This window comes from Microbacterium sp. NPDC007973 (assembly GCF_042958465.1).
GTDB lineage: Bacteria > Actinomycetota > Actinomycetes > Actinomycetales > Microbacteriaceae > Microbacterium > Microbacterium galbum.
Map to the genome: position 1 here is coordinate 685,324 of NZ_JBIBJJ010000003.1, position 22,114 is coordinate 707,437.

The 22,114-nt window shown below is 70.2% G+C and carries 16 protein-coding genes; 6 read left to right on the plus strand and 10 right to left on the minus strand.

Annotated elements, in window-relative coordinates; all coding sequences use genetic code 11:
• Positions 1 to 222: 222 nt before the first annotated feature.
• Positions 223 to 537: an AzlD domain-containing protein gene (locus ACFZA2_RS12270; RefSeq protein ID WP_391405029.1), complete on the minus strand. Its 315-nt coding sequence runs from the start codon at positions 535 to 537 to the stop codon at positions 223 to 225.
• Complete coding sequence (locus ACFZA2_RS12275; RefSeq protein ID WP_391405032.1) at positions 534 to 1,247, minus strand: AzlC family ABC transporter permease; 714 nt, start codon at positions 1,245 to 1,247, stop codon at positions 534 to 536. The genes ACFZA2_RS12270 and ACFZA2_RS12275 overlap by 4 nt, the downstream gene beginning before the upstream one ends.
• A 66-nt stretch (positions 1,248 to 1,313) precedes the next feature.
• Here ACFZA2_RS12275 and ACFZA2_RS12280 point away from each other — a divergent pair, with 66 nt between their 5' ends.
• The 4 genes from ACFZA2_RS12280 (at position 1,314) to ACFZA2_RS12295 (ending at position 8,872) form a co-directional block, all read left to right on the plus strand.
• Entirely contained in the window at positions 1,314 to 1,865 is a 552-nt protein-coding gene (locus ACFZA2_RS12280) for a helix-turn-helix domain-containing protein (RefSeq protein WP_391405035.1), read from the plus strand.
• Positions 1,866 to 2,127: 262 nt separating this feature from the next.
• Entirely contained in the window at positions 2,128 to 5,049 is a 2,922-nt protein-coding gene (locus ACFZA2_RS12285) for an Ig-like domain-containing protein (RefSeq protein WP_391405039.1), read from the plus strand.
• Between the two features lie 451 nt (positions 5,050 to 5,500).
• The gene (locus ACFZA2_RS12290; protein WP_391405042.1) at positions 5,501 to 8,374 is read left to right on the plus strand and encodes an Ig-like domain-containing protein; all 2,874 of its coding nucleotides are present in this window, start codon (positions 5,501 to 5,503) and stop codon (positions 8,372 to 8,374) included.
• A gap of 129 nt (positions 8,375 to 8,503) precedes the next feature.
• Complete coding sequence (locus ACFZA2_RS12295; RefSeq protein ID WP_391405044.1) at positions 8,504 to 8,872, plus strand: DUF2200 domain-containing protein; 369 nt, start codon at positions 8,504 to 8,506, stop codon at positions 8,870 to 8,872.
• Positions 8,873 to 8,876: 4 nt separating this feature from the next.
• Here ACFZA2_RS12295 and ACFZA2_RS12300 read toward each other — a convergent pair whose 3' ends face one another.
• The 5 genes from ACFZA2_RS12300 to ACFZA2_RS12320 are packed head-to-tail and all read right to left on the minus strand — an operon-like array spanning position 8,877 to position 15,015.
• Positions 8,877 to 10,076, minus strand: coding sequence for an amidohydrolase family protein (locus tag ACFZA2_RS12300; RefSeq protein ID WP_391405047.1), 1,200 nt, complete (start codon positions 10,074 to 10,076; stop codon positions 8,877 to 8,879).
• 4 nt (positions 10,077 to 10,080) lie between these two features.
• Positions 10,081 to 11,355 carry an ABC transporter permease gene (locus tag ACFZA2_RS12305; RefSeq protein WP_391405050.1) on the minus strand — a complete coding sequence of 425 codons (1,275 nt, stop codon included), beginning with the start codon at positions 11,353 to 11,355 and terminating at the stop codon, positions 10,081 to 10,083.
• Positions 11,352 to 12,440 (minus strand): ABC transporter permease, encoded by a 1,089-nt coding sequence (locus ACFZA2_RS12310; protein WP_391405053.1) that lies wholly within the window; start codon positions 12,438 to 12,440, stop codon positions 11,352 to 11,354. The genes ACFZA2_RS12305 and ACFZA2_RS12310 overlap by 4 nt, the downstream gene beginning before the upstream one ends.
• Positions 12,437 to 13,969: an ABC transporter ATP-binding protein gene (locus ACFZA2_RS12315; protein WP_391405056.1), complete on the minus strand. Its 1,533-nt coding sequence runs from the start codon at positions 13,967 to 13,969 to the stop codon at positions 12,437 to 12,439. The genes ACFZA2_RS12310 and ACFZA2_RS12315 overlap by 4 nt, the downstream gene beginning before the upstream one ends.
• A complete protein-coding gene (locus ACFZA2_RS12320) occupies positions 13,969 to 15,015 on the minus strand; it encodes a BMP family protein (protein WP_391405059.1) in 1,047 nt (348 codons plus the stop codon). The genes ACFZA2_RS12315 and ACFZA2_RS12320 overlap by 1 nt, the downstream gene beginning before the upstream one ends.
• Positions 15,016 to 15,196: 181 nt before the next feature.
• Here ACFZA2_RS12320 and ACFZA2_RS12325 point away from each other — a divergent pair, with 181 nt between their 5' ends.
• Together ACFZA2_RS12325 and ACFZA2_RS12330 are read left to right on the plus strand one after the other, a co-directional pair.
• Positions 15,197 to 16,225, plus strand: coding sequence for a LacI family DNA-binding transcriptional regulator (locus ACFZA2_RS12325; protein ID WP_391405062.1), 1,029 nt, complete (start codon positions 15,197 to 15,199; stop codon positions 16,223 to 16,225).
• On the plus strand, positions 16,222 to 17,625 hold the full coding sequence (locus ACFZA2_RS12330; protein WP_391405065.1) for an amidohydrolase: 1,404 nt from the start codon (positions 16,222 to 16,224) through the stop codon (positions 17,623 to 17,625). Before ACFZA2_RS12325 ends, ACFZA2_RS12330 begins: the two co-directional genes overlap by 4 nt.
• A 9-nt stretch (positions 17,626 to 17,634) precedes the next feature.
• Here ACFZA2_RS12330 and ACFZA2_RS12335 read toward each other — a convergent pair whose 3' ends face one another.
• The 3 genes from ACFZA2_RS12335 to ACFZA2_RS12345 all read right to left on the minus strand — a co-directional run bounded on the left by ACFZA2_RS12335 (position 17,635) and on the right by ACFZA2_RS12345 (position 22,110).
• Entirely contained in the window at positions 17,635 to 18,360 is a 726-nt protein-coding gene (locus tag ACFZA2_RS12335) for a creatininase family protein (RefSeq protein WP_391405068.1), read from the minus strand.
• Positions 18,360 to 20,273, minus strand: coding sequence for a translational GTPase TypA (gene typA / locus ACFZA2_RS12340; RefSeq protein ID WP_391405071.1), 1,914 nt, complete (start codon positions 20,271 to 20,273; stop codon positions 18,360 to 18,362). Before typA ends, ACFZA2_RS12335 begins: the two co-directional genes overlap by 1 nt.
• 160 nt (positions 20,274 to 20,433) lie before the next feature.
• Positions 20,434 to 22,110: an ABC transporter family substrate-binding protein gene (locus tag ACFZA2_RS12345; RefSeq protein ID WP_391405073.1), complete on the minus strand. Its 1,677-nt coding sequence runs from the start codon at positions 22,108 to 22,110 to the stop codon at positions 20,434 to 20,436.
• Positions 22,111 to 22,114 lie beyond the last annotated feature (4 nt).

Here is a 22,114-nt window from a genome sequence, read left to right on the forward strand (position 1 = left end):
CCACGCCTGCCCCGCCCGACTCGTCCGCTGGCGCTTCCTTCTCAGGCGCCAGCGCCACTCCACGGTCACCGGGTCTGCAGAGGAGACAGACGAGGGGCGGATGCTGCGGCATCCGCCTCTCGCTCGTGGCACCTGCCGCGCACTGTCCGGCTCGGCGTTACCGCCCCACCGCACCCCTCACGCACTCGGGGCACGGCGCACCGTCGATGCGCCCGCGGGTCGTCAGGACGCCCAGCCGCAGACGCGCAGCAACGCCGCCGTCACGGCGGCGCCCACGACAACGACGAGAAATGGCGCGCGCACCCACAACAGCACCGCCGCGACGCCGACGGCCGGCAGGCGCGCGTCGACAACGACCGCCTGACCCGCGCCGAGCGTCTGCACGACGACCAAGGCCGCCAGGAGCGCGACGGTCAGCAAGTCGGCGATGCGCGCGGGGCGCGGCGCATCCAGCCAGTGCGCGGGCACCAGATATCCGGTCGCCTTCAGTGCGAGGCAGACGACGGATGCCGCGAGAACGGCCGTCCACAGAGTCACGGCATCCGCCCCTCGTCGGGTGTCACTTGGGGCGACCGGTCGAGTAGCCCCACGGCGATAGCCACCCCCGCGGCGGCGATGACCGGGATCCCGGGCATGAGCGCCGGGGTGAGAAGGGCCGCGACGACGGCCGCGCCAGCCGCGACCGCAAGGGGCTGTCGACCCTTGAGTCGCGGCCACAGCAGGGCGAGGAAGGCCGCTGCCGCCGCCGCATCCAGACCGTACGCCCGCGGGTCGCCCAGGACGTCTCCGAGGAGGGCACCGAGCAGCGTCGAGAGGTTCCAGCCGATCCAGATCGCCACCCCGGTAACCCAGAAGCCGGCTTGACGCGCGCGCGGCTCGCTTTGCGCCAGGCCGACGGCGACGGATTCATCGATGGTGAATTGGGTCGCCCCGGCTTTGCGCCAGAATCCCCCCGCCACGACCGGCGCCATGCGCATCGCGTAGGCCGCATTTCGAACGCCCAGCAGCACCGCCGAGGCAATGGCAGCGGGAGCCGCGGCAAGTCCTCCGGCGGCGATCACGCCGACGAACGCGAATTGCGACCCACCCGTGAACATCAGCAGGCTCAGCACGCAGGTCTGCCAGACATCGAGGCCGGATGCCACGGAGAGAGCGCCGAACGAAATGCCGTACGCGCTCGTGGCGAGGGCGACCGCGAGCCCCTGGCGGGCAGCGACACCCTCGGGTGTTCGGGAAAGCGAACGCATGGTCATCATCGTGAACGACGTGCGCCGCGTTCGTCAAGTCGAACGATCGCCGCGCATAATGAACGCATGACCGAGCTCGGCGACCGCATCGCAACGACGCTCCGCCGCGAGCGCGAGAGACGCGACCTCAGCGTCTCAGAGCTCGGCCGGCGCGCCGGGGTCGCGAAAGCGACGATCTCCCAGCTCGAAAACGGCGGCGGGAATCCCAGCGTCGAGACGCTCTGGGCACTCGCCAGCGCGCTCGACGTCCCCTTCGCCGTCTTCGTCGACGAGGGGGTCCGCTCCCCCACCCTCATCCGCGCCGGAGAAGCGGCCACGGCGGTGCCGTCCTCGGCATCCGATTATCTGGCCGTCCTCCTGTCGGCGAGTCCGCCGCACGCGCGACGCGACATATATCTGCTGAGCGCCGAGCCGGGCTCGCCGCGCATCTCTGACCCACACCCGCGCGGCACCGTCGAGCACCTCGTGATGGTGAGCGGTCGCGGGCGGGTCGGTCCCGCCGACGCCCCCTTCGAGCTCGCCCCGGGTGATTATCTGTCGTACGCGGGTGATGCTCGCCACGTGTTCGAGGCGCTGGCGCCGGGCATGAGCGCCGTCTGCGTCGTCGAGTCGCACTGACTGCGCCTCGGACATCCGCACTCGCCGTCGTCTGAGCGATCGCGGCGGTTCGGAAGATCCACCTCGCTTCCCGACCAAGTCGCCCGGGAGGCGGCGGGACGTCAGGATACGGGCCTCAACCTTCTCCTCGGTGTCGTTTTCACCTCAGTACCGAACGCATGCAAACATGTGCACCGATCGGATGGAATGGACGCGCACGCGGATGCCACCGCGCCGCCGCTTCACATCCGCCCGCGTCACGAAACTCGGGGTACACATCGCCATGACCGCACCCTCTTCGACGCCCGCGCCCGCCCCGACAACCCCCACGCTGTCGCGCCGCCACGTGCTCGCCGGTGCGGCCTGGGCCGTGCCCGCGATCGTCACCGTCACCGCGACGCCGGCCTTCGCCGCCACCTCGTCTGACGCGAACACGACCGTCACCACCCCTAATATGCAGGCGCCGGCTTCCGGGACCGTCGTGGTCACGGCCGTCGTCACGAACACCTCGGGCCAGCCCCTCGCGGGCCAGTCCGTAGCCTTTTCCGGACCCGCGGGCGCGACCTTCTCGCCCGACACCGCCACCACCGACGGCTCTGGTACCGCGACGAGCACCCTCACCACTGCCGATGCCTGGGCCCTGCCTGGGAGCAGCGTGACCGTCACCGCGCTCAGCAACGGCGCGTCCGGCACCGCGCCGTTGACCGTGCTCGGCGCGAACGCCTACTCGGTGGGCGCGAACTGGTCGGATGCGACGCCGGGGACGCGCGACGACAACTCCGTGGCGCAGCTTCGACAGGAGTTCCCGTCACCCATCGTCGCCATCGCCTCCAGCCTCGCCGCCGGCGAAAGGCCGCTCTTTCCCGGCAGCGACACCTACAACGTCCCGAGAGTGTTCACGCTCGCGCTCCTGCGCGATGGCACGGTATGGGCCGTCGGCAGCAATGCGGAGGGGCAGCTCGGAGACGGCACCACCATCGACCGCGCTACCTGGGCACCCATCCCCGGGCTCTCCGACGTGAAGCAGATCTCCACCGCGGAGGGCACGGGGTACGCGCTCCTCTCCGACGGCACCATCCGCTCCTGGGGATCGAACGCGCACGGAAGCCTCGGCAACGGCACAGACGTGAGTTTCTCGACCACCCCGGTCGCCGTGTCCGACATCTCCACCGCCACCCGCCTGGGCAACGGAATCGCCCTCCTCGCCGACGGCACCATCCGCACCTGGGGCTCCGGCTACGCGGGACGTCTCGGCAACGGCTCCGGCGTGGACCACAATGTCCCGGTCGCCGTCACCGGGATCGACACAGCGGTACGCGTCGCCGCGAACGCGAAGTGCGGCTTCGCCGTGCTCGCCGACGGGAGCGTCAGGGCGTGGGGCGCGAACCAGAACCGCGAGCTCGGCGATGGCACCACCGAGCTTCGCGAAGAGCCCGTCAGCGTCCTCGACATCAGCACCGCCGTCGACATCGCGTGCGCGGGGTCGAGCGCGTACGCGTTGCTGAGCGACGGCACGATACGCGCCTGGGGCATCAACGGCTCCGGACAACTCGGCGACGGCACCACCGAAGAACGCACCGCTCCCGTTGCCGTGAAGGGAATCTCCACCGCCATTGCCATCACGGGCACGTCGGACGGCGGCTTCGCGCTCCTGAATGACGGGACCATCACGGCGTGGGGAGGTGCCCCGGGCATCCCCGACTCAGGTCCCGGCACGATCACCGGAACGCAGAACGTGACCACGCTGGCCGCCAACGGATACACGTTCACGGGCTTCCTCATCGTCGGCGAGCGGGTCATCGACCTGCGCAGTACGGTCATCGACGCCGGTAGATCGGGCGAAGCCTTCATGCGCCTGGAGAACACCGCGGGCGAGCCGCTGACCGGCGGGCAGATGGTCACGCTGACGGCCCCCAGCGTGCTGTCCGTCGGAGTCATCGCCCCGGACGGTTCCGTCATCTCCGCGAACACGACCGTCAGCAGGTTCGGCTGGGCGAGCTTCGTTCTATCCGTTCCCGACCCCTGGACCACTCCCGGCGCGAGGGCTGACTTCACGGCACGCAGTGCGGGCGCGAGCGCCACGGCGACCGCCTACATCAATGGAGCGAATGCCTACGCCGTCGGCACCAACAACTTCCGGGAGTCGGGAACCGAGTCCTCGGCCTCCGTTCTCTCCGTGCCTACCCAGCTCGAGACGAACTTCTGGTCGCCACTCACTGCGGCTGCGAATGGAAGGTTCTTCTCCGTCGCGCTGAACGCCCGTGGACAAGTGCTGGTCTGTGGAGACAACTCCTACGGGCAACGCGGCAATGGTTCCAACAGCAAGATCGATGGTCTGTGGACGCCCGTCGACGACATGGAGGACGCTGTCGGTATCGCCGTCGCCGGTAGCACCTGCATCGCTCTGCTCTCCTCGGGAACCGTGGTGCAATGGGGCAGGAGCCTCGACCCGCAGGACAACGACTCGTTCGTGACGACGCCAACCCCGGTCGACGGCATCACCGATGCCATCCAGATCGCCGCCTCGAGCACGGCGTTCTTCGCGCTCCGCCCTGACGGAACGGTCTTGGCCTGGGGGTACAACGAGACCCTGGAGTTCGGTGTCGGGTGGCCCGTGGTGTACCGCTCCTCCCCCGAGGCCATTCCCAACCTGTCGAACGTCGTCGAGGTCCAGGCCGCATCGCATACCGTGTTCGCGCGCCTGTCGACCGGGGAGGTTTACTCCTGGGGCTCCAACGATGGCGACGGCACCCTCGGAAACGGCACCGCGAACGAATACACGGAGGGCTCGGTCGGAGTCCCCATGCAGATGACACCCGGTCCGGTCACGGGCATCGACAACGCCATCCGCATCGCGGCAGGCCCCTCGACGGGGTATGCCCTGCTCTCCACGGGACAGATCGTCGCATGGGGGGAAAATTCCTCCGGTGAAGTGGGTGACGGCACCACCGACATCCGCAGAACGCCCGTCCCCGTCTCCGGCATCACGAATGCCGTCACGATCGGCGCCGGCTACTACTGCGGATACGCGATCCTCGCCGACGGCACGTCGCGCGCGTGGGGAAACAATGAGCTCGGACAGCTCGGAGACGGCACAACGACGAGCCAATCCGCCCCGATACCGCTCCTGCCCCAGGGTCGCCCGCTGAAGGGCTTCTCTACCAGCGTGCAGTGGGCGAGCTCGATCTTCATCACCGTCCCCTGACCGCCCTCCCCCGCTCTGTCGGGGTGCGCGTCTGACCACGTGCACCCCGACAGGTCCTCCTCGAGGAGCAGTGGCATCCGTGTCGGTGGTCGCGGGTGAAAACCGCACGCACGAAAGGCGAAGGTGAAGCCTGCCTCACGGCAGCCGTGATGCGCGTCGCGCCCGTATCGTCACCCGACCCGCCTGCCGGGACGCCGCACGCACAGCGCACCGATCACGCTGTCCTCCTCGAATGCGGAGACAAGGGGCTCCTTATCGAGGCTCTCCATGGACGCATAGCCGACCCGCTGGCACGGTCCGCGGGTCATTCCGGGCCGCTTCACCTCGCCCAAGGCAGAACCGGGGCGGCGTTCCCGCTCGGCTAGACAGTCCAGTGAGCAGGGTCTTGATGAACCTCGCTCCTTCTCGCCCTCTGACCGCACCCGAGGTGTCCATCGCCATGATCGCATCCGTGCCCACCTTGAATCCGAACGCCCCGTCCGCCCCCGCACTCTCACGCCGCACCGTCCTCGCCGGGGCCGCGTGGTCGGTCCCCGTGATCGTCGCCGTCACCGCGACCCCCGCGTTCGCCGCCGCCTCGAACGTCCCCACCGTCACGACGACCACGCCGAGCATGCAGACTCCCGCCGCCGGCCAGGTCGTCGTCACGGCCGTGGTCAAGGACGCCTCCGGCGCCCCCCTTTCGGGCCAGCCGGTGTCGTTCACCGGGCCCTCGGGTACGACCTTCTCCCCCGCGACGGCCACCACCGACGGATCGGGCACCGCCACCAGCACGCTCACGACCTCGGACGCGTGGGCACTGCCCGGTAGCAGCGTCACCGTCACCGCGCTCAGCAACGGCGTCTCGGGCAGCGCACCCCTCACCGTCCTCGCCGCCAACGCCTACTCGCTGGGCGATAACGACTCCCACGCGGCACCGGCCGGCAGCAGCACCAGCAGCCCTGTCCAGCTCCAGCAAGCGTTCCCCTCGCCGATCGTCTCCATCGCGACCAGCGTCAGCGACGAAGACTTCTTCGGCTATCACGCGCCGTTCACCCTCGCGCTGCTCAAAGACGGCACCGTCTGGGCTGTCGGCACGAACAGCCAGGGTCAGATGGGTGATGGGACCACCACTGATCGGACCACGTGGGCCAGAGTCCCGGGGTTGTCCAACGTCATCCAGATCGCGACCCAGTTCGGTGCCGCGCACGCCCTGCTCTCCGACGGGACCATCCGCTCGTGGGGCTCCAACCTGAACAGCCAGCTCGGCAACGGCTCCAGCGTCGCTTACTCCAGCACCCCGGTGACGGTGACCGGCATCACCACCGCCATCCGGCTCGCCGAAGGACTCGCCCTTCTTGCCGACGGGTCGATCCGCTCCTGGGGCTATGGCCGTGGCGGGCGCCTGGGCAACGGCACCACCTCCAGCAGCAGCACCCCCGTCACCGTCACTGGCATCGCCAACGCCGTCGAGATCGCTTCCGCCTCGATGAGCGCGTATGCCATCTTGTCCGATGGCACCATCCGCTCCTGGGGATTCAACGGCAACGGACAACTCGGCAACGGCACCACCACCGATAGCAGCACCCCCGTCACGGTCACCGGCATCACCAACGCCGTGAAGGTCGCCGGCGCACAAGCGAGCATCTACGCCCTCCTCGCCGACGGCACCATCCGCTGCTGGGGCTGGAACAAATACGGAGAACTCGGCGACGGCACCACCACCCAACGCAACACCCCCTCCACCGTCATCGGCATCAACACCGCCACCACCATCACCGCCGTCTCCTCAGGCGGCTACGCCCTCCTCTCCGACGGCACCATCACCGCATGGGGCGCCGGCCCCGGCGCCTCCGGCGCCACCCCCACCCCGATCACCGGAACGCAGAACGTCACGGTTCTCGCCAACAACACGTTCTCCGAGAGCGGCACGATCTACTTCATCGTGGGCGACCGTTTCGTCTACTTCCCCCCGGGCAATACTCTTGTCCGCGCCGCCGGAAGCGTCGCCCTGTCGGCGAGGGTCTTGACAAGCGCCGCCGGCTCGGCGCTCGCCGGCCAGACCGTGTCCTTCGCGGCCCGCAACGCCACCTTCACCCCCGCGAGCGCGACGACCGCCGCCAACGGATCCGTGTCGACCACGCTCATGTCGACCGACCCGTTCGCCACCCCGGGGAGTACCCTCACCGTCACGGCCACGAGCGGCGGCTTCACGGGCACCAAAGCACTCACCGTGCTCGGTGCCAATGCCTTCGCCGTCGGCGACAACCAGGCCGGCCGCACCGGAACAGAGACCTCCAGCGCCATCGTCGGCGCACCGTGGCAACTGTCGCGAGTCTTCCCGTCCCCCATCACCGCCATAGCCGGGGGCGAAGCGTTCTCGGCCGCGCTCTCCGCAGACGGAACAGTCCGGGCAGTCGGCTCGAACTACAGCGGGCAGCTCGGCGACGGCACGACCACCGACCGCAGCGGGTGGGCCTTCGTGAGAGACGGCAAGAAGAACGCGATCACGAACGTCGTCGGCATCGCCGTAGCCGGCCGCACCGCGGTGGCACTGCTGGCGTCCGGCGCCGTGCTGCAGTGGGGAGCCGACCTCAACAGGTCGGGGAACGATCTCCTCCTCGCGACTCCCGTCAGCGGCATCAGCGACGCGGTTCAGGTCGCGGCGGCGGGCGCAACGTTCTACGCGGTTCGCTCGAACGGCACCGTCTCCGCCTGGGGCTCGAACGACTCGTGGCTGCTCGGCGACGGCTCCACCGACCAGTATCGCGCGACCCCGGGACCGGTCTCCGGCATCACCGACGCGGTCGAGGTAGCCGCGACCTCGAACACCGCTCTCGTCCGACTTGCCACCGGAGAGATCTACGCGTGGGGATCCAACGGCAGCGGTGCACTGGGGAACGGAACGGAGAACGACTTCTCGCGTCCCGGTTCCGTCTCCGTCCCGAGCCAGAAAATCCCTCGACCGGTGACCGGCATCTCCACGGCGAAGAAGCTCGTCACGGGAGGCGGCGCGGCATACGCCCTGCTGGCCTCCGGGGAGATCCGCTCATGGGGCTTGAACGACTCGGGCCAGCTGGGCGATGGCACCACGACCAACCGCACCACCCCGGTGTCCGTCTCGGGCATCAGCAACGCGGTCACCATCGGCGCCGGCTACAACAGCGGCTACGCGATCCTTTCCGACGGCACCGGCCGCGCATGGGGAGACAACAGCAACGGCCAGCTCGGTGACAACACCACGACCAACCAGAGCACCCCAATCTCCCTCTCCCTGCCCGCCGGGCAAAAGCTGAAGGGCTTCTCCACCCGGTCCACCTGGACCACGAACCACTTCATCTTCTGACCAAATGACCCTCGCGAGGCGCTCCGAAGCCGCACCGGCGCTCCGGAGCGTCTCGCCGTCTGAACACCACGTCCCAGCCGTCTCGTCACCCAACCGGGGGACGGGAACGTCACGTCGTACGGTGGACCCATGTCCCGCGTCTTCGACATGGCGTTCTCGTCGGTCTACCCCCTCTACCTGGCGAAGGTCGAGCACAAGGGACGAACGAAGGACGAACTGGACGCCGTCATCCGATGGCTCACCGGGTTCGACGACGCCGCCCTCGCGCGGCACATCGAGGGCACGACGAGCTTCCGCGCGTTCTTCGACGAGGCGACGCTCACCCCGCACGCGAACCTGGTCACGGGCGTGGTCTGCGGCATCCGGGTCGAGGAGATCGAGGATCCGCTGATGCACCGCATCCGCGTGCTCGACAAGCTCGTCGACGAACTCGCGAAGGGACGGCCGCTCGCGAAGGTCCTTCGGGGCGGACAGGGCTTCTCGTCACCCGCGGGGTGAGCCCCTATTCGGGGAGAGAGCCCGCCACCAGCCGGCCGCGCGCCACGACGGCGACGACCGACTCGGCGCGGAGCGCCTTCGGGTCTTCCCAGGGGCGCCCGCGGACCACCACGAGGTCGGCGGCGAAGCCGTCCGCGACGCGACCGAGATCGTGGGCACGGCCGATCGCCGCGGCCGCGCGCGAGGTCGCCGCCTGCAGCGCGCGAGCGGCATCCCAGTCGAAGACCCGCGCCATCGCGCGCAGCTCCTCCCACTGGTCATCGAAGCCCACGTGGAAACCGTTCGCGTCGGTGCCGAGGACGAACTCCACCCCGGCCGCCGCGGCGGCGCGGAAGACGGGGTCGCGACCGGAGACGAGCTCCCGCGCGATCTCGCGCTGACCGGGGGCCACCGGCACCGATCCGTCGGCGATGCGGTCATTGATGAGAAGCGTCGGTGCGACCGTCGTGCCGCTTTCGACCATCTGGGCCGCCAGGTGGGCGGTGAGCTTCGTCGCGTGCTCGACCGAGTCCACGCCGTGGGCGAGGGCGCGCCGGATGCCGTCCTCGGTGTGGGCGTGCGCCGCGACGCGCATCCCCAGCGCGTGCGCCTCGTCGACGATCGCCGCGATCTCGGCATCCGTGTAGTTGCGCCACGACGCCTTGTCACCGATGGAGAGCACCCCGCCGCTGACGGGGACCTTGATGCCGTCGGCGCCCGAGCGCGCCCAGCGGCGCACGAGGGCTCGGCAGGCGTCGGGACCGTCGGCCACCGGCTTGCGGTCGACCACCGCGGGCGGGGTGAAGAGGTCGCCGTGGCCTCCGGTCATGTTGACCAGGCCGTGCGCGAGCACGCGAGGACCCTCGATCACGCCCGCCTCGAGGGCGCGAGCAAGCGAGAACTGAATGTCGTCCGCCGCCAGATCGCGCACCGTCGTCACGCCCACGGCGAGCGCGCGCCGGGCGTGGGCGAGGCCGTGGAGCACCTGCTCCTCGGGGCGCGTCGTCAGCGGCCACGACAGGAAGTCGGCCGGGATGTCGGAGGCGTTGCCGATGAGGTGGACGTGCGTGTCGATCAGACCGGGGATCACCGTCAGGTCCGCGTCGCCGGCGGACGCGGTGATGTCGACGGAGGAGATCCGGCCCGCGCTCCAGCCCACCGTTCCGACGCCGCGATGCGCGTTACCGTCCCAGATGTGGACACCGGACAGTTCATTGACGCTCACGCGATCACCTCGAGGAGTTCTGACGGGGGAAGAATTTGCCGAGGGCACGCGGCGGACGCATACGCGTCCCGGCCACCACGAGCACCGCGAGGGTGACGAGGTACGGCGCGGCCGTCGCGAGCGCGCTCGGGAGGGGCAGGACGAGGGCGGCGACCAGCAGGACCGCCCCGAGGATGAGGGAGGGAACGGCCGCGCGGACCCCGAGGCGGCGGCGCAGACGCACCGCGCCGAGAACGACGAACACGGCGCCCAGGACGAACAGCATGCCGCGGAAAGTCTCCGGACGGCCGAGACCGACGGCGTCGCTGAAGCCGAACAGGGCCGATCCCGCGAAGACACCTCCCGGCATCCAGTTTCCGAAGATGAGGGTCGCGAGGCCGATGAAGCCGCGGCCGGCGACCTGGTTCTCGACGTATCCCTGCGAGATCAGGACGAGGTAGCCGCCGGCGAAGCCGGCCATGCCGCTGCCCACGAGCACGGCCGAGTAGCGCGTGCGGTGCACGTGTCCGCCCAGCGCCTGCAGGGCGGCCGGCTCCTCCCCGGACGCCCGCATGCGCAGGCCGAAGCGCGTGCGCCACAGCACGAACGCGGTCAGCGGGATGAGGGCGAGGCCGATGATCGCGGCCAGGGAGACGTCACGGGTGAGACCGCCGACGATGCCCGCGAGGGGCGAGAGGACCGGGGTGCCGGTGGCCTCGAGATCGCGCAGAGGATCGGGCGTGCCGAAGCCGCCGGAGAGGAACGGCAGGCTCACGCGCGGGACGTTGCCCTCGATGCGCGGCGAGCGCGCGACGCTGCCGCCGTCGAGTCCGCTGAAGACGATGTCGGAGAGGAAGCGGGCGAGGGCCGCGGCGAGCACGTTGATCGCGACACCGACGACGAGCTGGTTCAGGCCGAGCTCCAGGCAGAGCACCGCCATGAGCAGCCCGAAGACGAGCCCGCCGACGACACCGCCGATCAGGGCGACCCACGGGCCACCGAACCAGCCGAAGAGGCCGGCTCCCCACGTTCCGCCGATCATCATGCCCTCGAGGCCGACGTTGATGACGCCCGCGCGCTCGGAGTACAGCGCGCCGACGGCGACGACGGCGATAGGGACGGTCAGGCGCAGGGCGGAGCCCCACGTCGACGAGGACGACAGGCCGGGTGCATCGCACACCCATTGCGCGATGAGGAGGAGCCCGAAGCCCAGGAGCACCCAGGACAGGACGCTGCGCGCGCGTCGGCGCGCCGAGGAGGGAGCGCGGGACGCCGCGGGGGCGGTGGTCACTGCGGTCATCTCGTCGACGCCTCCTTCGCACGACCGGCGCGGGTGCGCCGGATCGCCGCCATGAGCGCCAGGCGACGCTCGCCGTTCTCCACGACCCAGTAGCCGAGGGCCGAGCTCAGCAGCACGACCGCGAGGAAGAGCGTGCCGACCTCGGTGGGGAGCTTAACGATGCCGAGCACCTGGGCGCTGCGCTCCACGAACGCGAGCACCAGGGCGCCCAGCGCCGTGCCGATCGGGTGCGAGCGGCCGAGCAGGGCGGCGGCCAGGCCCGTGAACATCAGATCGGTCGGGAGCGTCCCGTCCAGCCGGTGCGCGGTTCCGAGCACGTGCGGCAGACCCACGAGACCCGCGATGGCGCCCGAGGCGAGAAGCGAAGTGACGATGCGGCGCCGGACCGAGATGCCGGCGGACTCCGCGGCATCCGGAGACAGGTTCGCCACCGTCACCGTGTAGCCCCAGACCGTGCGCTCGTGCAGGAGGAAGAACCCGATGCCGAGCAGCACGGCGAGCGGGAGGAAGCCCGAGATCTGCACGCGTCCGCCGAGGTCGATGAGCGCGGGCATCGAGCCGTTCTCGCCGATCGGCGCCGAGCCGGTGTTCTGTCCCCCGCCGGAGCGGAAAACGTCGGCCAGCAGCACGGCGACGACCGTTGTGGCGATCGCGTTCATGAGGATCGAGGTGATGACCTCGTTCACCCCGCGGTACACCTTCAGCAGGGCGGGCACGAGAGCCCACGCGGCCCCGGCCGCGGCACTCGCCAGCAGCGTCAGCGGGAGGGTGATCCACAGCGGGAACGGCAGCGAGGCGGCGACGACGGCGCCCACGAGCGCCGCGACGCGGTACTGGCCGTCGACGCCGATGTTGAACAGCCCCATGCGCAGCGAGAAGGCCGCCGCGATCCCGGCGAAGTACAGCGGGATGGCGTTGTTGACGGTGGATGCCAGGGACTCCGGCGTCGTGCCGTAGGTCCACATCACCTCGAAGGCGGATGCCGCGGAGTATCCGGACACGGTGAGGAACAGGGCCGTGACGACCAGCGCGAGCACGATCGCGATGACCGGGCCGGCGACGGTGCGGAGGATGCGGGCGATCATGCGGCCTCCTCCCCGCCGCGCGCGCCGGTCATGTACTCGCCGACGGTGCCGGCGTCGACGCCGCGGGCGTCGAGCTCGGCCACGATGCGTCCGCGGTGCAGCACCAGGATGCGGTCGGACAGCGCGAGGATCTCGTCGAGGTCGGCCGAGACGAGGAGGGTCGCCAGGCCACGGTCGCGGGCGGCGGTGAGCTCGCTCCAGATCGCGGCCTGCGCGCCGATGTCGACGCCGCGCGTGGGGTGGGCGGCCAGGAGCAGGCGTGGGGAGCGCAGGAGCTCGCGGCCCACGATGAACTTCTGCTGGTTTCCGCCCGATAGGGTCGCCGCTCTCGTGGCGGGCCCCCCGCCGCGCACGTCGAAGGCCGCGATGATCTCGGCCGCCGCCTTCGCGGCCGCGGCACGGGAGAACCAGGGCCCGCGCCGCACCGGGGCGAGCTGCTGGTAGCCGAGCACGGCGTTGTCGCGGAGCGACAGTGGCAGCACGATCCCGTCGCGGTGGCGGTCCTCCGAGATGTAGCCCATGCCGCGGGCGCGCCGCTGGACGGTCGTCGCCGCGCTGACGTCGTCGCCGTCGAGGAGCACCGTGCCGGTGGCATCCGCTCGTCCGATGAGGGCGGCGAGGAGTTCGGACTGTCCGTTGCCCTCGACCCCGGCCACGCCGACGATCTCGCCCGCGTGCACGCGGAAGGCGACGTCGGAGAGCAGGGGGACGGCTTCGGTCCCCGCGACCGTCAGCCCGCGCGTCTCGAGCACCACCCGGTCCGAGACGGGCGACTCGCGCGGGGTCACGACGGGCATCTCGGATGCCACCATCAGCCGCGCCAGCTGGGGCGCGGTCGTCTCGGCGGGCACGGCGGTGCCGACCACCCGACCCGCGCGGATCACCGTGATGTCATCGGCGAAGGAGAGCACCTCGTCGAGCTTGTGGGAGATGAAGATGACCGCCGCACCGGCGCGCGTGAAGTCGCGCATCGCGGCGAAGAGGGCCTCGGCCTCGGCGGGGACGAGCACCGCGGTCGGCTCGTCGAGGATGATGATGCGCGCGTCGCGGTACAGGACCTTGAGGATCTCGACGCGCTGCCGCGTACCGACGCCGAGATCCTCGGTCTCGGCGTCGACGGGGACCGGGAAGCCGGTGCGCTCGGCGAGCTCCGCGACCTCGCGACGGGCGCGGGCGGCGTCGATCAGCACCGGCGGTCCGGGTTCGTCGGCGAGGACGACGTTCTCCCACACCCGCAGGGCGGGAGCGAGCAGGAAGTGCTGGTGCACGATGCCGATGCCGGCCGCCTGCGCGTCGCGCGGCGAGCGGAAGGTCACGGGAGCGCCGTCGATCTCGATCGTTCCCTCGTCGGGGCTCTCCTCGCCGGAGAGGATCTTCATGAGCGTCGACTTGCCCGCGCCGTTCTCACCCACCACGGCGTGCACGCTTCCCGCGCGGACCGTGAGGTCGATCCGGTCGTTCGCGGTGAACGTCCCGAACCGCTTCACGATGCCGCTCAGGCGCACCAGCACCTCCTGCCCGTCGGTCATCACAGGGCCGTCGGAACCGTGATCTTGCCGTCGACGATGTCCTTCTCGATCGCGGCGAGCTGGTCGGCGTACGCGTCGAGGAAGCCACCCGAGGTCGAGTATCCGACACCGTCGTTCGACAGGTCGTAGCGCACCTCGCCGGGCTCGAGCGAGCCGTCCAGGAACTCCGAGATCGAGGTCTTCACCGCGACGTCGACGTTCTTGATCGCCGAGGTCAGGATGAACGGCTTGATGGTGTCGGAGACCGTCTGGTAGACGTCGGCGTCGACACCGATGGCCCAGTTCTTCTTGGCATCCGTCGAGCTGGCTGCCGCTTCTTCGTAGACGCCCTGACCGGATCCACCGGCGGCCGCGTACACGACGTCGGCGCCGCCGGCGTACATGGACGCCGCGGCCTCCTTGCCCTTCGTCGGGTCGGAGAAGCCGGTGAAGTCGCCGAGGGGCGCGAGGTAGGTCTTGTCGACGACGATCGACGGGTCGACCGACTTCGCTCCGGCCTCGAAGCCGGTGAAGAAGTTCTGGATGCTGGGCTGGTCCACTCCGCCGACGAAGCCGACGTGCTTCGAGGTCGAGGCCAGGGCCGCCGCGACCCCGACGAGGTAGGACGACTGCTCGGCGGCGAAGGAGATCGTGGTCACGTCATCGATGACCGTGCCGGTGTCGGCGTCGACCTGCACGAAGGCGGTGTCGGGGTGGGCGGTCTCGGACATGGGCTGCTGCCACTGGAAGCCGATGCCGATCGCGAGGGCCGCGTTCTGCGACAGGGCGAGGTCGACGCGGTCCTGGTAGTCGTCGGTGTTGGGGCTGGAGAGCTCCAGCGGCGCGAACGAGTCCTCCTGCTGGGCCTCGGTGAACCCCTTGTAGGCGCTGTCCATGAAGGAGAAGTCACCGGTGGTGCCGTAGAGCAGCGCGATCGTCGGTCCGTCGGACGCGGCCGAGGCCGACCCGGTGTCGGCGGTCTTGCCGCCGCAGCCGGTGAGCGCCAGGGCGGCGACGGTGAGGACGCCGCCCATCGTGAGCAGGGATCGGGTCAGGGGGCGTGACATGGGGACTCCTTCGGTTCGGGTGGGGCGCAGGTCATGTAATCGATTGCACGCTGGTCGGACGAATGAGGGGGATGCGACCGAGAGTCACCTTACTCATACGCGTCGGCGCCGCCGATTTCTGTTGTGTTGCGGTTCGATTTCGCGACCACGGATCGGGTAATCGATTGCGTACGATGAGCGAGTGATCGACCCCGCAGCCCCCGACGAGCTCGCCACCCTCGCCGATGTGGCCTCCGAGGCGGGGGTCTCCACCGCGACCGTGTCGCGCGCGCTCTCGGGATCCCGCCCGGTCTCGCCCGACACCCTCAAGCGCGTCCGCGCCGCTGCCGCCCGCCTCGGCTACCGCCACAACGCCGTCGCCAGCGCGCTGCGGTCGAATCGCACGCAGAGCGTGGGGATCGTGCTCCCCCGCTACGCGACCGTCTTCCTCTCGGCCCTCATCGAGTCGGTGACGGAGAGTCTCGATGCCCAGGGCATCGGCGCCCTGCTCCGGTACGTCGCCCCCGACGGCGCCGACCACGACGAGCGCGTCGCCGACCTGCTCGACCGCCGGGTCGACGGGCTCATCGTGTGTCCTCCCACGATCGAGGCCTCGGGTCACGCGCAGCGCCTCTCGCACGGTCTGCCCATCGTGCAGGTGGGGCGCTTCCTCGACCCCGACACCCCCAGCGCCGTGAGTCTCGACGAGACGACCTCGGCCGGACTCCTCGCGAACCATCTCGCCCGCACCGGCACGCGGCGGATCACCACGATCGGTCTCGATCCCGATGCCCCCGCCGACGCGACGCGCATCCGCTCGGTCGAGGACGCCTGCGCCGCTCGGGATATCGCGCCCGGCGCCGTGGTGTACCGCGGCAGCGATCTGCTCGCCGGAGTGACCGCGGCGGAAGAGCTGTGGGATGCCGTCACCCCGGGCGAGACGCTCGTCTGCGCGAACGACGACGTGGCCACCGGCGTACTCACCGTCCTGCGGGCGCGCGGCGTCCGCGTCCCGGACGACGTGCAGATCGCCAGCCTGCTGCAGCTGTACCCCGACGCTCAGGGCACGCCCCTCACCTCGCTCCGGCACCCCTGGCGCCAGATGGGCGCGGAGGCCGTCGAGATGCTCGAGCACGCGCAGCGCTCGCGCGTCGCCGCGCGGCGACGCACCGCCCTGAGCGCCGACCTCGTCGTGGGCGCGAGCACCCGGACCCCTCAGGAGGAGTCATGACCGCACCCGTCGACCTCGTCATCCGTCACGCCCGCGTCGCCGCCGAGACGCACCGCCCCGCTCCGGGGTACCCCGACCTGCCGCGCGCAGACACCGCCTCGAGGGGCGGTGTCCGCGATCTGCCCGGTCACAGCATCGGTGTGAGCGCGGGACGCATCGCCTGGATCCTCCCCGACGACGAGGTCGACCTCGCGGCACTGACCGACGCGGAGATCATCGACGCAAGCGGCCTCGTCGCCCTCCCCGGCCTGGTCAACAGCCACACCCACACACCCATGGTCATGTTCCGCGGCGCGGCCTCCGACGTCCCCACCGCCGAGTGGTTCAACGACCACGTGTGGCCCATGGAGGTCAACCTCACCGACCGCGACATCCGCCTCGGCGCGCGCATCGCGATCGGCGAGCTGCTCCTCGGCGGCGTCACCACCTTCGCCGACCACTACTTCGGCATGGCGACCATCGCCGAAGAGGTCGAGGGCTCCGGCATCCGGGCTCTGCTGGCCGACACCTTCTTCTCGTCCGAGGGCGCGGCCGGTCGCGAGCGCAGCGCGGCGTTCGCGCGCGATGCCGCGGGCTCGGCGAACGGACGCATCACCACGGCCCTCGGCCCGCACGCGCCCTACACCGTCGACGACGACGACCTGCGGGCGACGGCCCGGGATGCCGAGCGCCTGGGCGTGCGCATCCACGTCCACGCCGCCGAGAACCTCACGCAGACAGCGTCCAGCCGCTCGCGCGACGGCCGCACCCCGATCGGCATCCTGCACGAGACCGGCGTGCTCGAAGCCGGCGCGCTCATCGCCCACGGCGCGGGCATCGTCGCCGAGGACGCGAAGCTGCTCGCCCCCTACGCCGACCGCGTGGGCGTCGCGTCGTGCACGAAGACGTATCTGCTCCACGCGCAGGAGGGCACCACTCCCCTGCGTCTGCTGCACGACGCCGGCATCAGCGTCGGCATCGGCACCGACGGAGCCGCCGGCAGCATGACCCTCGACGTGTGGGAGAACATGCGCCTTCTCGGCATGATCGAGAAGTACGCGTCAAGGGATGCCACGTGGGCGACCTCTGCGCACCTGCTCGATCTCGCGACGCGGCAGAACGCCGAGGTCCTCGGTCTCGCCGGCGAGATCGGCGCCCTGCGGCCGGGGCTCCGCGCCGACATCGTGCTCGTGGACTTCCGTACCCCGCACCTGCAGCCCGTGCACGACCTCGCGCACTCGCTCGCCCTCAGCGCGCACCAGGGAGACGTGACGACCGTGATCGTCGACGGCCGGGTCGTCGTCCGGGACCGTCGGCTGCTGACGATCGATCTCGAGGAGGCTGTCGAGGAGCTCTCGGAGCGTCTTCCGGCGCTGACCGACCGCTCGCACGGACGGCGCGTCCAGGACTACGCGCCCTGAGCCCCGGCCTCAGCCCGCGACGAAGCGCTCGACCTGCGCGACGGCGGCGTCGATCACCGCGGCGAAGAGGCGTTCGCCCTTCTCCGCGGTGGCCGGGCGGGGGTCTCCGAAGACCGCGCTCGCACCGATCTCGTGCAGACGGACGGGACGCAGTCCGAAGTCGACCGGGAACACGGGATACTCCGGCTCCGCGCGCTCCATCCGGACGAGCTCGGGAGCGGATGCCAGCACCATCGAGGTCTCGATCTCCTCGGCGTGGTTCATCCCCGGCGCCGCGGGCGCGCTCTCGCGCACCGCGTCGGCGGCGTCGGCGAGACCGGGGTGGTCGAGCACGAGGACCCGCAGGCCCTCCGCGGCGAGGTCGCGCGCGGCCGCCGCGAGCGGCAGGCGGTTGCCGAAGTCGCCGTTGACGATGACGACACGATCGAGGCCGGATGCCGCCGCCCCGCGGACGATGTCGAGAGCGAGGGCCCGCACGGTCTCGGGCGACAGCGAGATGGTGCCCGGGTACCCCGACGTCGCCCACGTCTCGCCGTAGGCGATCGCCGGCAGAAGGGCACCGTCGCAGCGCTCCGCGACCGCCCGCGCGATGCGCTCGGCGACGATCGTGTCGGTGCTCAGGGGCAGGTGCGGGCCGTGAGCCTCGAGGGCGCCCACGGCCAGCACGGCCAGGCGCCCGCCCGCCGCGACGTGTTCACGCACATCGGCGGACGAGGCACCGGCCAGTTCGAGCATCAGGCGTTGGCATCCTGGCGCTTGGCGCGCGAGGCGGCGCGGCCGCGCTCGGTCGCGTCGAGCACGACCTTGCGGATGCGCACCTTCTCGGGCGTGACCTCGACGCATTCGTCGTCGCGGGCGAACTCCAGCGACTCCTCCAGCGTGAGCACGCGCGGGGGCGTCATCGACTCGAAGGAGTCGGAGGTCGACGAACGCATGTTCGTGAGCTTCTTCTCCTTGGTGATGTTGACGTCCATGTCATCGGCGCGCGAGTTCTCGCCGATGACCATGCCCTCGTAGACCTCTTCGGTCGGCTGCACGAAGAAGCTCATGCGCTCCTGCAGGGCGATCATGGCGAACGGGGTGACGACGCCCATGCGGTCGGCGACGATCGAGCCGTTCTGGCGGGTCGTGATCGAGCCCGCCCAGTCGTCGTAGCCGTGCGAGATGGCGTTGGCGATACCGGTACCGCGCGTGATCGTGAGGAACTCGCTGCGGAAGCCGATGAGACCGCGCGAGGGCACCACGAACTCCATGCGCACCCAGCCGGTGCCGTGGTTGGTCATGTTGTCCATGCGGCCCTTGCGGGCGGCCATGAGCTGCGTGATCGCGCCGAGGTGCTCCTCAGGGGCGTCGATGGTGAGGTGCTCGTACGGCTCCTTGAGCTTGCCGTCCTCGCCGCGCTTGGTCACGACCTGGGGCTTGCCGACGGTGAGCTCGAAGCCCTCGCGGCGCATGTTCTCGACGAGGATCGCGAGGGCGAGCTCACCGCGGCCCTGGACCTCCCAGGCATCCGGACGTCCGATGTCGACGACCTTGAGCGAGACGTTGCCGATCAGCTCGCGGTCGAGGCGGTCCTTCACCATGCGGGCGGTGAGCTTGTGGCCCTTGACCTTGCCCATGAGGGGCGAGGTGTTGGTGCCGATCGTCATCGAGATGGCCGGGTCGTCGACCGTGATGGCCTTGAGCGGGCGCACGTCCTCGGGGTCGGCGATGGTCTCGCCGATCGTGATGTCGGGGAAACCGGCGATCGCGACGATGTCGCCGGGGCCGGCGTCCTCGGCGGGGAAGCGCTCGAGGGCGCGGGTCTTGAGCAGCTCGGTGACGCGGGCGTTGCTGGTGGTGCCGTCGGCGCGCACCCAGGCGACGGTCTGGCCCTTCTTGAGCGTGCCGTTGAAGACGCGCAGCAGCGCGAGGCGGCCGAGGAAGGGGCTGGAGTCGAGGTTGGTGACCCAGGCCTGCAGCGGCGCCTCGTCGTCGTAGGACGGAGCGGGAACGTGCTCGAGGATCGCGCCGAACAGGGGCTCGAGGTCGTCGTTGTCGGGCAGCGCGCCGTTGTCGGGACGCGTGAGGGATGCCGCACCGGCACGGCCGGAGGCGTAGACCACCGGCACGTCGAGCAGCGCGTCGACGTCGAGGTCGGGCACGTCGTCGACCAGGTCGGAGGCGAGGCCCAGCAGCAGGTCGTGCGCCTCTTCTTCGACCTCGGCGATGCGCGCGTCGGGGCGGTCGGTCTTGTTGACCAGGAGGATGACGGGGAGCTTGGCCTCGAGGGCCTTGCGCAGCACGAAGCGGGTCTGGGGCAGCGGGCCCTCCGACGCGTCGACGAGCAGCACGACACCGTCGACCATCGACAGACCGCGCTCGACCTCGCCGCCGAAGTCGGCGTGGCCGGGGGTGTCGATCACGTTGATCGTGACGGGGACCTCGGTGTGGACACCGTTGTACTCGATCGCCGTGTTCTTGGCGAGGATCGTGATGCCCTTCTCGCGCTCGAGGTCGTTCGAGTCCATCGCGCGCTCTTCGACGTGCGCGTGGTCGCCGAACGAGCCGGTCTGGCGGAGCATGGCGTCGACGAGGGTCGTCTTGCCGTGGTCGACGTGCGCGACGATCGCGACGTTACGGAGGTCAGGACGAAGGGCGTGCGCCATGGAGGGTCTCCAGGAAAATTAAGGGGTGGCGCCCGGAATCGGGCTATCCCAGTCTACCCGGCGCCCGCAACACTCCCGGCAGCGCACGTTCAGGAAGCGGGCACGCACGCGAAAGGGGCGGGATCCCGTGGGATCCCGCCCCCGTATCGCCGAGTCGGACTCAGCTGTTCTGGAAGCCGACGATCGTCCAGTCGACGGTCTCGAACTGGGTGGCGCCCCAGTTCACGAGGCCCTCCTTGACGGCCCAGACGTTGGGCAGCGGCGCGATCGGGATGATCGGCACAGACTCCCACAGGACCTTGTCGATCTCCTGCGCGGTCTCGAGGCGCGCGGCCGGGTCGAGCTCGTTGTTCGCCTGCTCCCACAGGGGGCCCAGACGGTCATCGGCGATGCCGGTGAAGTTCTGCTCCGAGTCCACCGGGGTGAACAGCGAACGCGTCGACGAGATCGGGTAGGCCGTGCCGACCCACGAGAAGGTCACCATCTCGAAGTCGCCCGGGATGATGTAGTCGCTGAAGTAGCCGCCCACGGGCACCGAGTTGAGCTCGACGGGGATGCCGAACTCGCTCAGGTCGGCCTGGATCTGCTCGGCGCGCTGGATGTTCGTCGCGGTGTCGGCCGGAACCGTGACCGAGAAGGTCAGCGGGGTGCCGTCCTTGACCCAGGAGTCGCCGTCCTTGGTGTAGCCGGCGTCTTCGAGGTACTGCGCTCCCGCGTCGGTGTCGTAGGGCAGCGCCTCGTCGGTGTAGCCCTCCTGACCGGGCATGAAGATGTAGCTGCCCTGCGTGATGGCGGGGACGCCCACGGGCGCGTTCGCCGTGTTGGCGATCTGCTCGCGGTTGACGATGGATGCCACGGCCTTGCGGACGTTGACGTCGGCGAGCGGCCCATCGGAGGCGCGCATGGTGATGTGCGTCCAGGTCAGGCCGTTCGAGGCCTCGATCTGGGCCCCCTGCACGTTCTGCGCGGTCTGGTAGAGGTCGGCGTTGGCCGAGATCTCGACGGCGTCGATCTCACCGTTGCTGAACGAGGAGCCCTGCTGGTCCTGGCTCACGGCGCGGTAGACGATCGTCTCGAGCTTGGGGGTCTCGCCCCACCAGTTCGGGTTGCGCTCGAGCGTCGCGATCCCGGCGGTCGCGTCGATCGAGCTCACCTTGAAGGGGCCCGAGGAGGGCACGGCCTGCGAGGTGTAGCCGGTGTTGAAGGTCGTCGGGTCGGCGGTGACGCTGGCCTTGAGCACGGGGCTCAGCAGCGACTGCCAGTCGGCGAAGACCGACGAGAAGGTGATCTTGAGGTCGAACTCGTCCGTGCCCTGCTCGACCGAGGAGACCTGGTCCCATCCGGTGGTCGAGGTGACGATGTACTCGGGGTTCGAGCCGTTGTTGGCCTTCCACATGCCCTGGTAATCGGCGACGGTGATGGGCGTGCCGTCCTCCCAGACGGCATCCGGGTTCAGCTTGACCTCGACGACCTGCGGGTCTTCGCTGACGAGCTCGGCGGAGGAGGCGTAGTTCTCGTCGACGACGGGCTCGCCCGATTCGTCGATCTTGATCGGACCGCCGCTCATCGTCGTGTAGATGTCGTTGGTGTCGCGCTCGTTGCCGTCGATCTGGTAGATGTTCCAGTTCACCGGCAGAGACGACACGGCGAGCGTCAGCGAGCCGCCGTCCTGCACGTCGGCCGCGTCGGCGCGCACCCACGCGGTCGAGGGCAGGGAGTTCTGGTCGTCGGGGTTCGCCGACGGGGCCGCGGTGTTGCCCGGCGCACAGCCGGCGACGGCCAGGGCGGCGGCGCTCAGCAGCGCGAGTGCGCCGAGAGCCTTCGCTTTGCGGATCATGTGA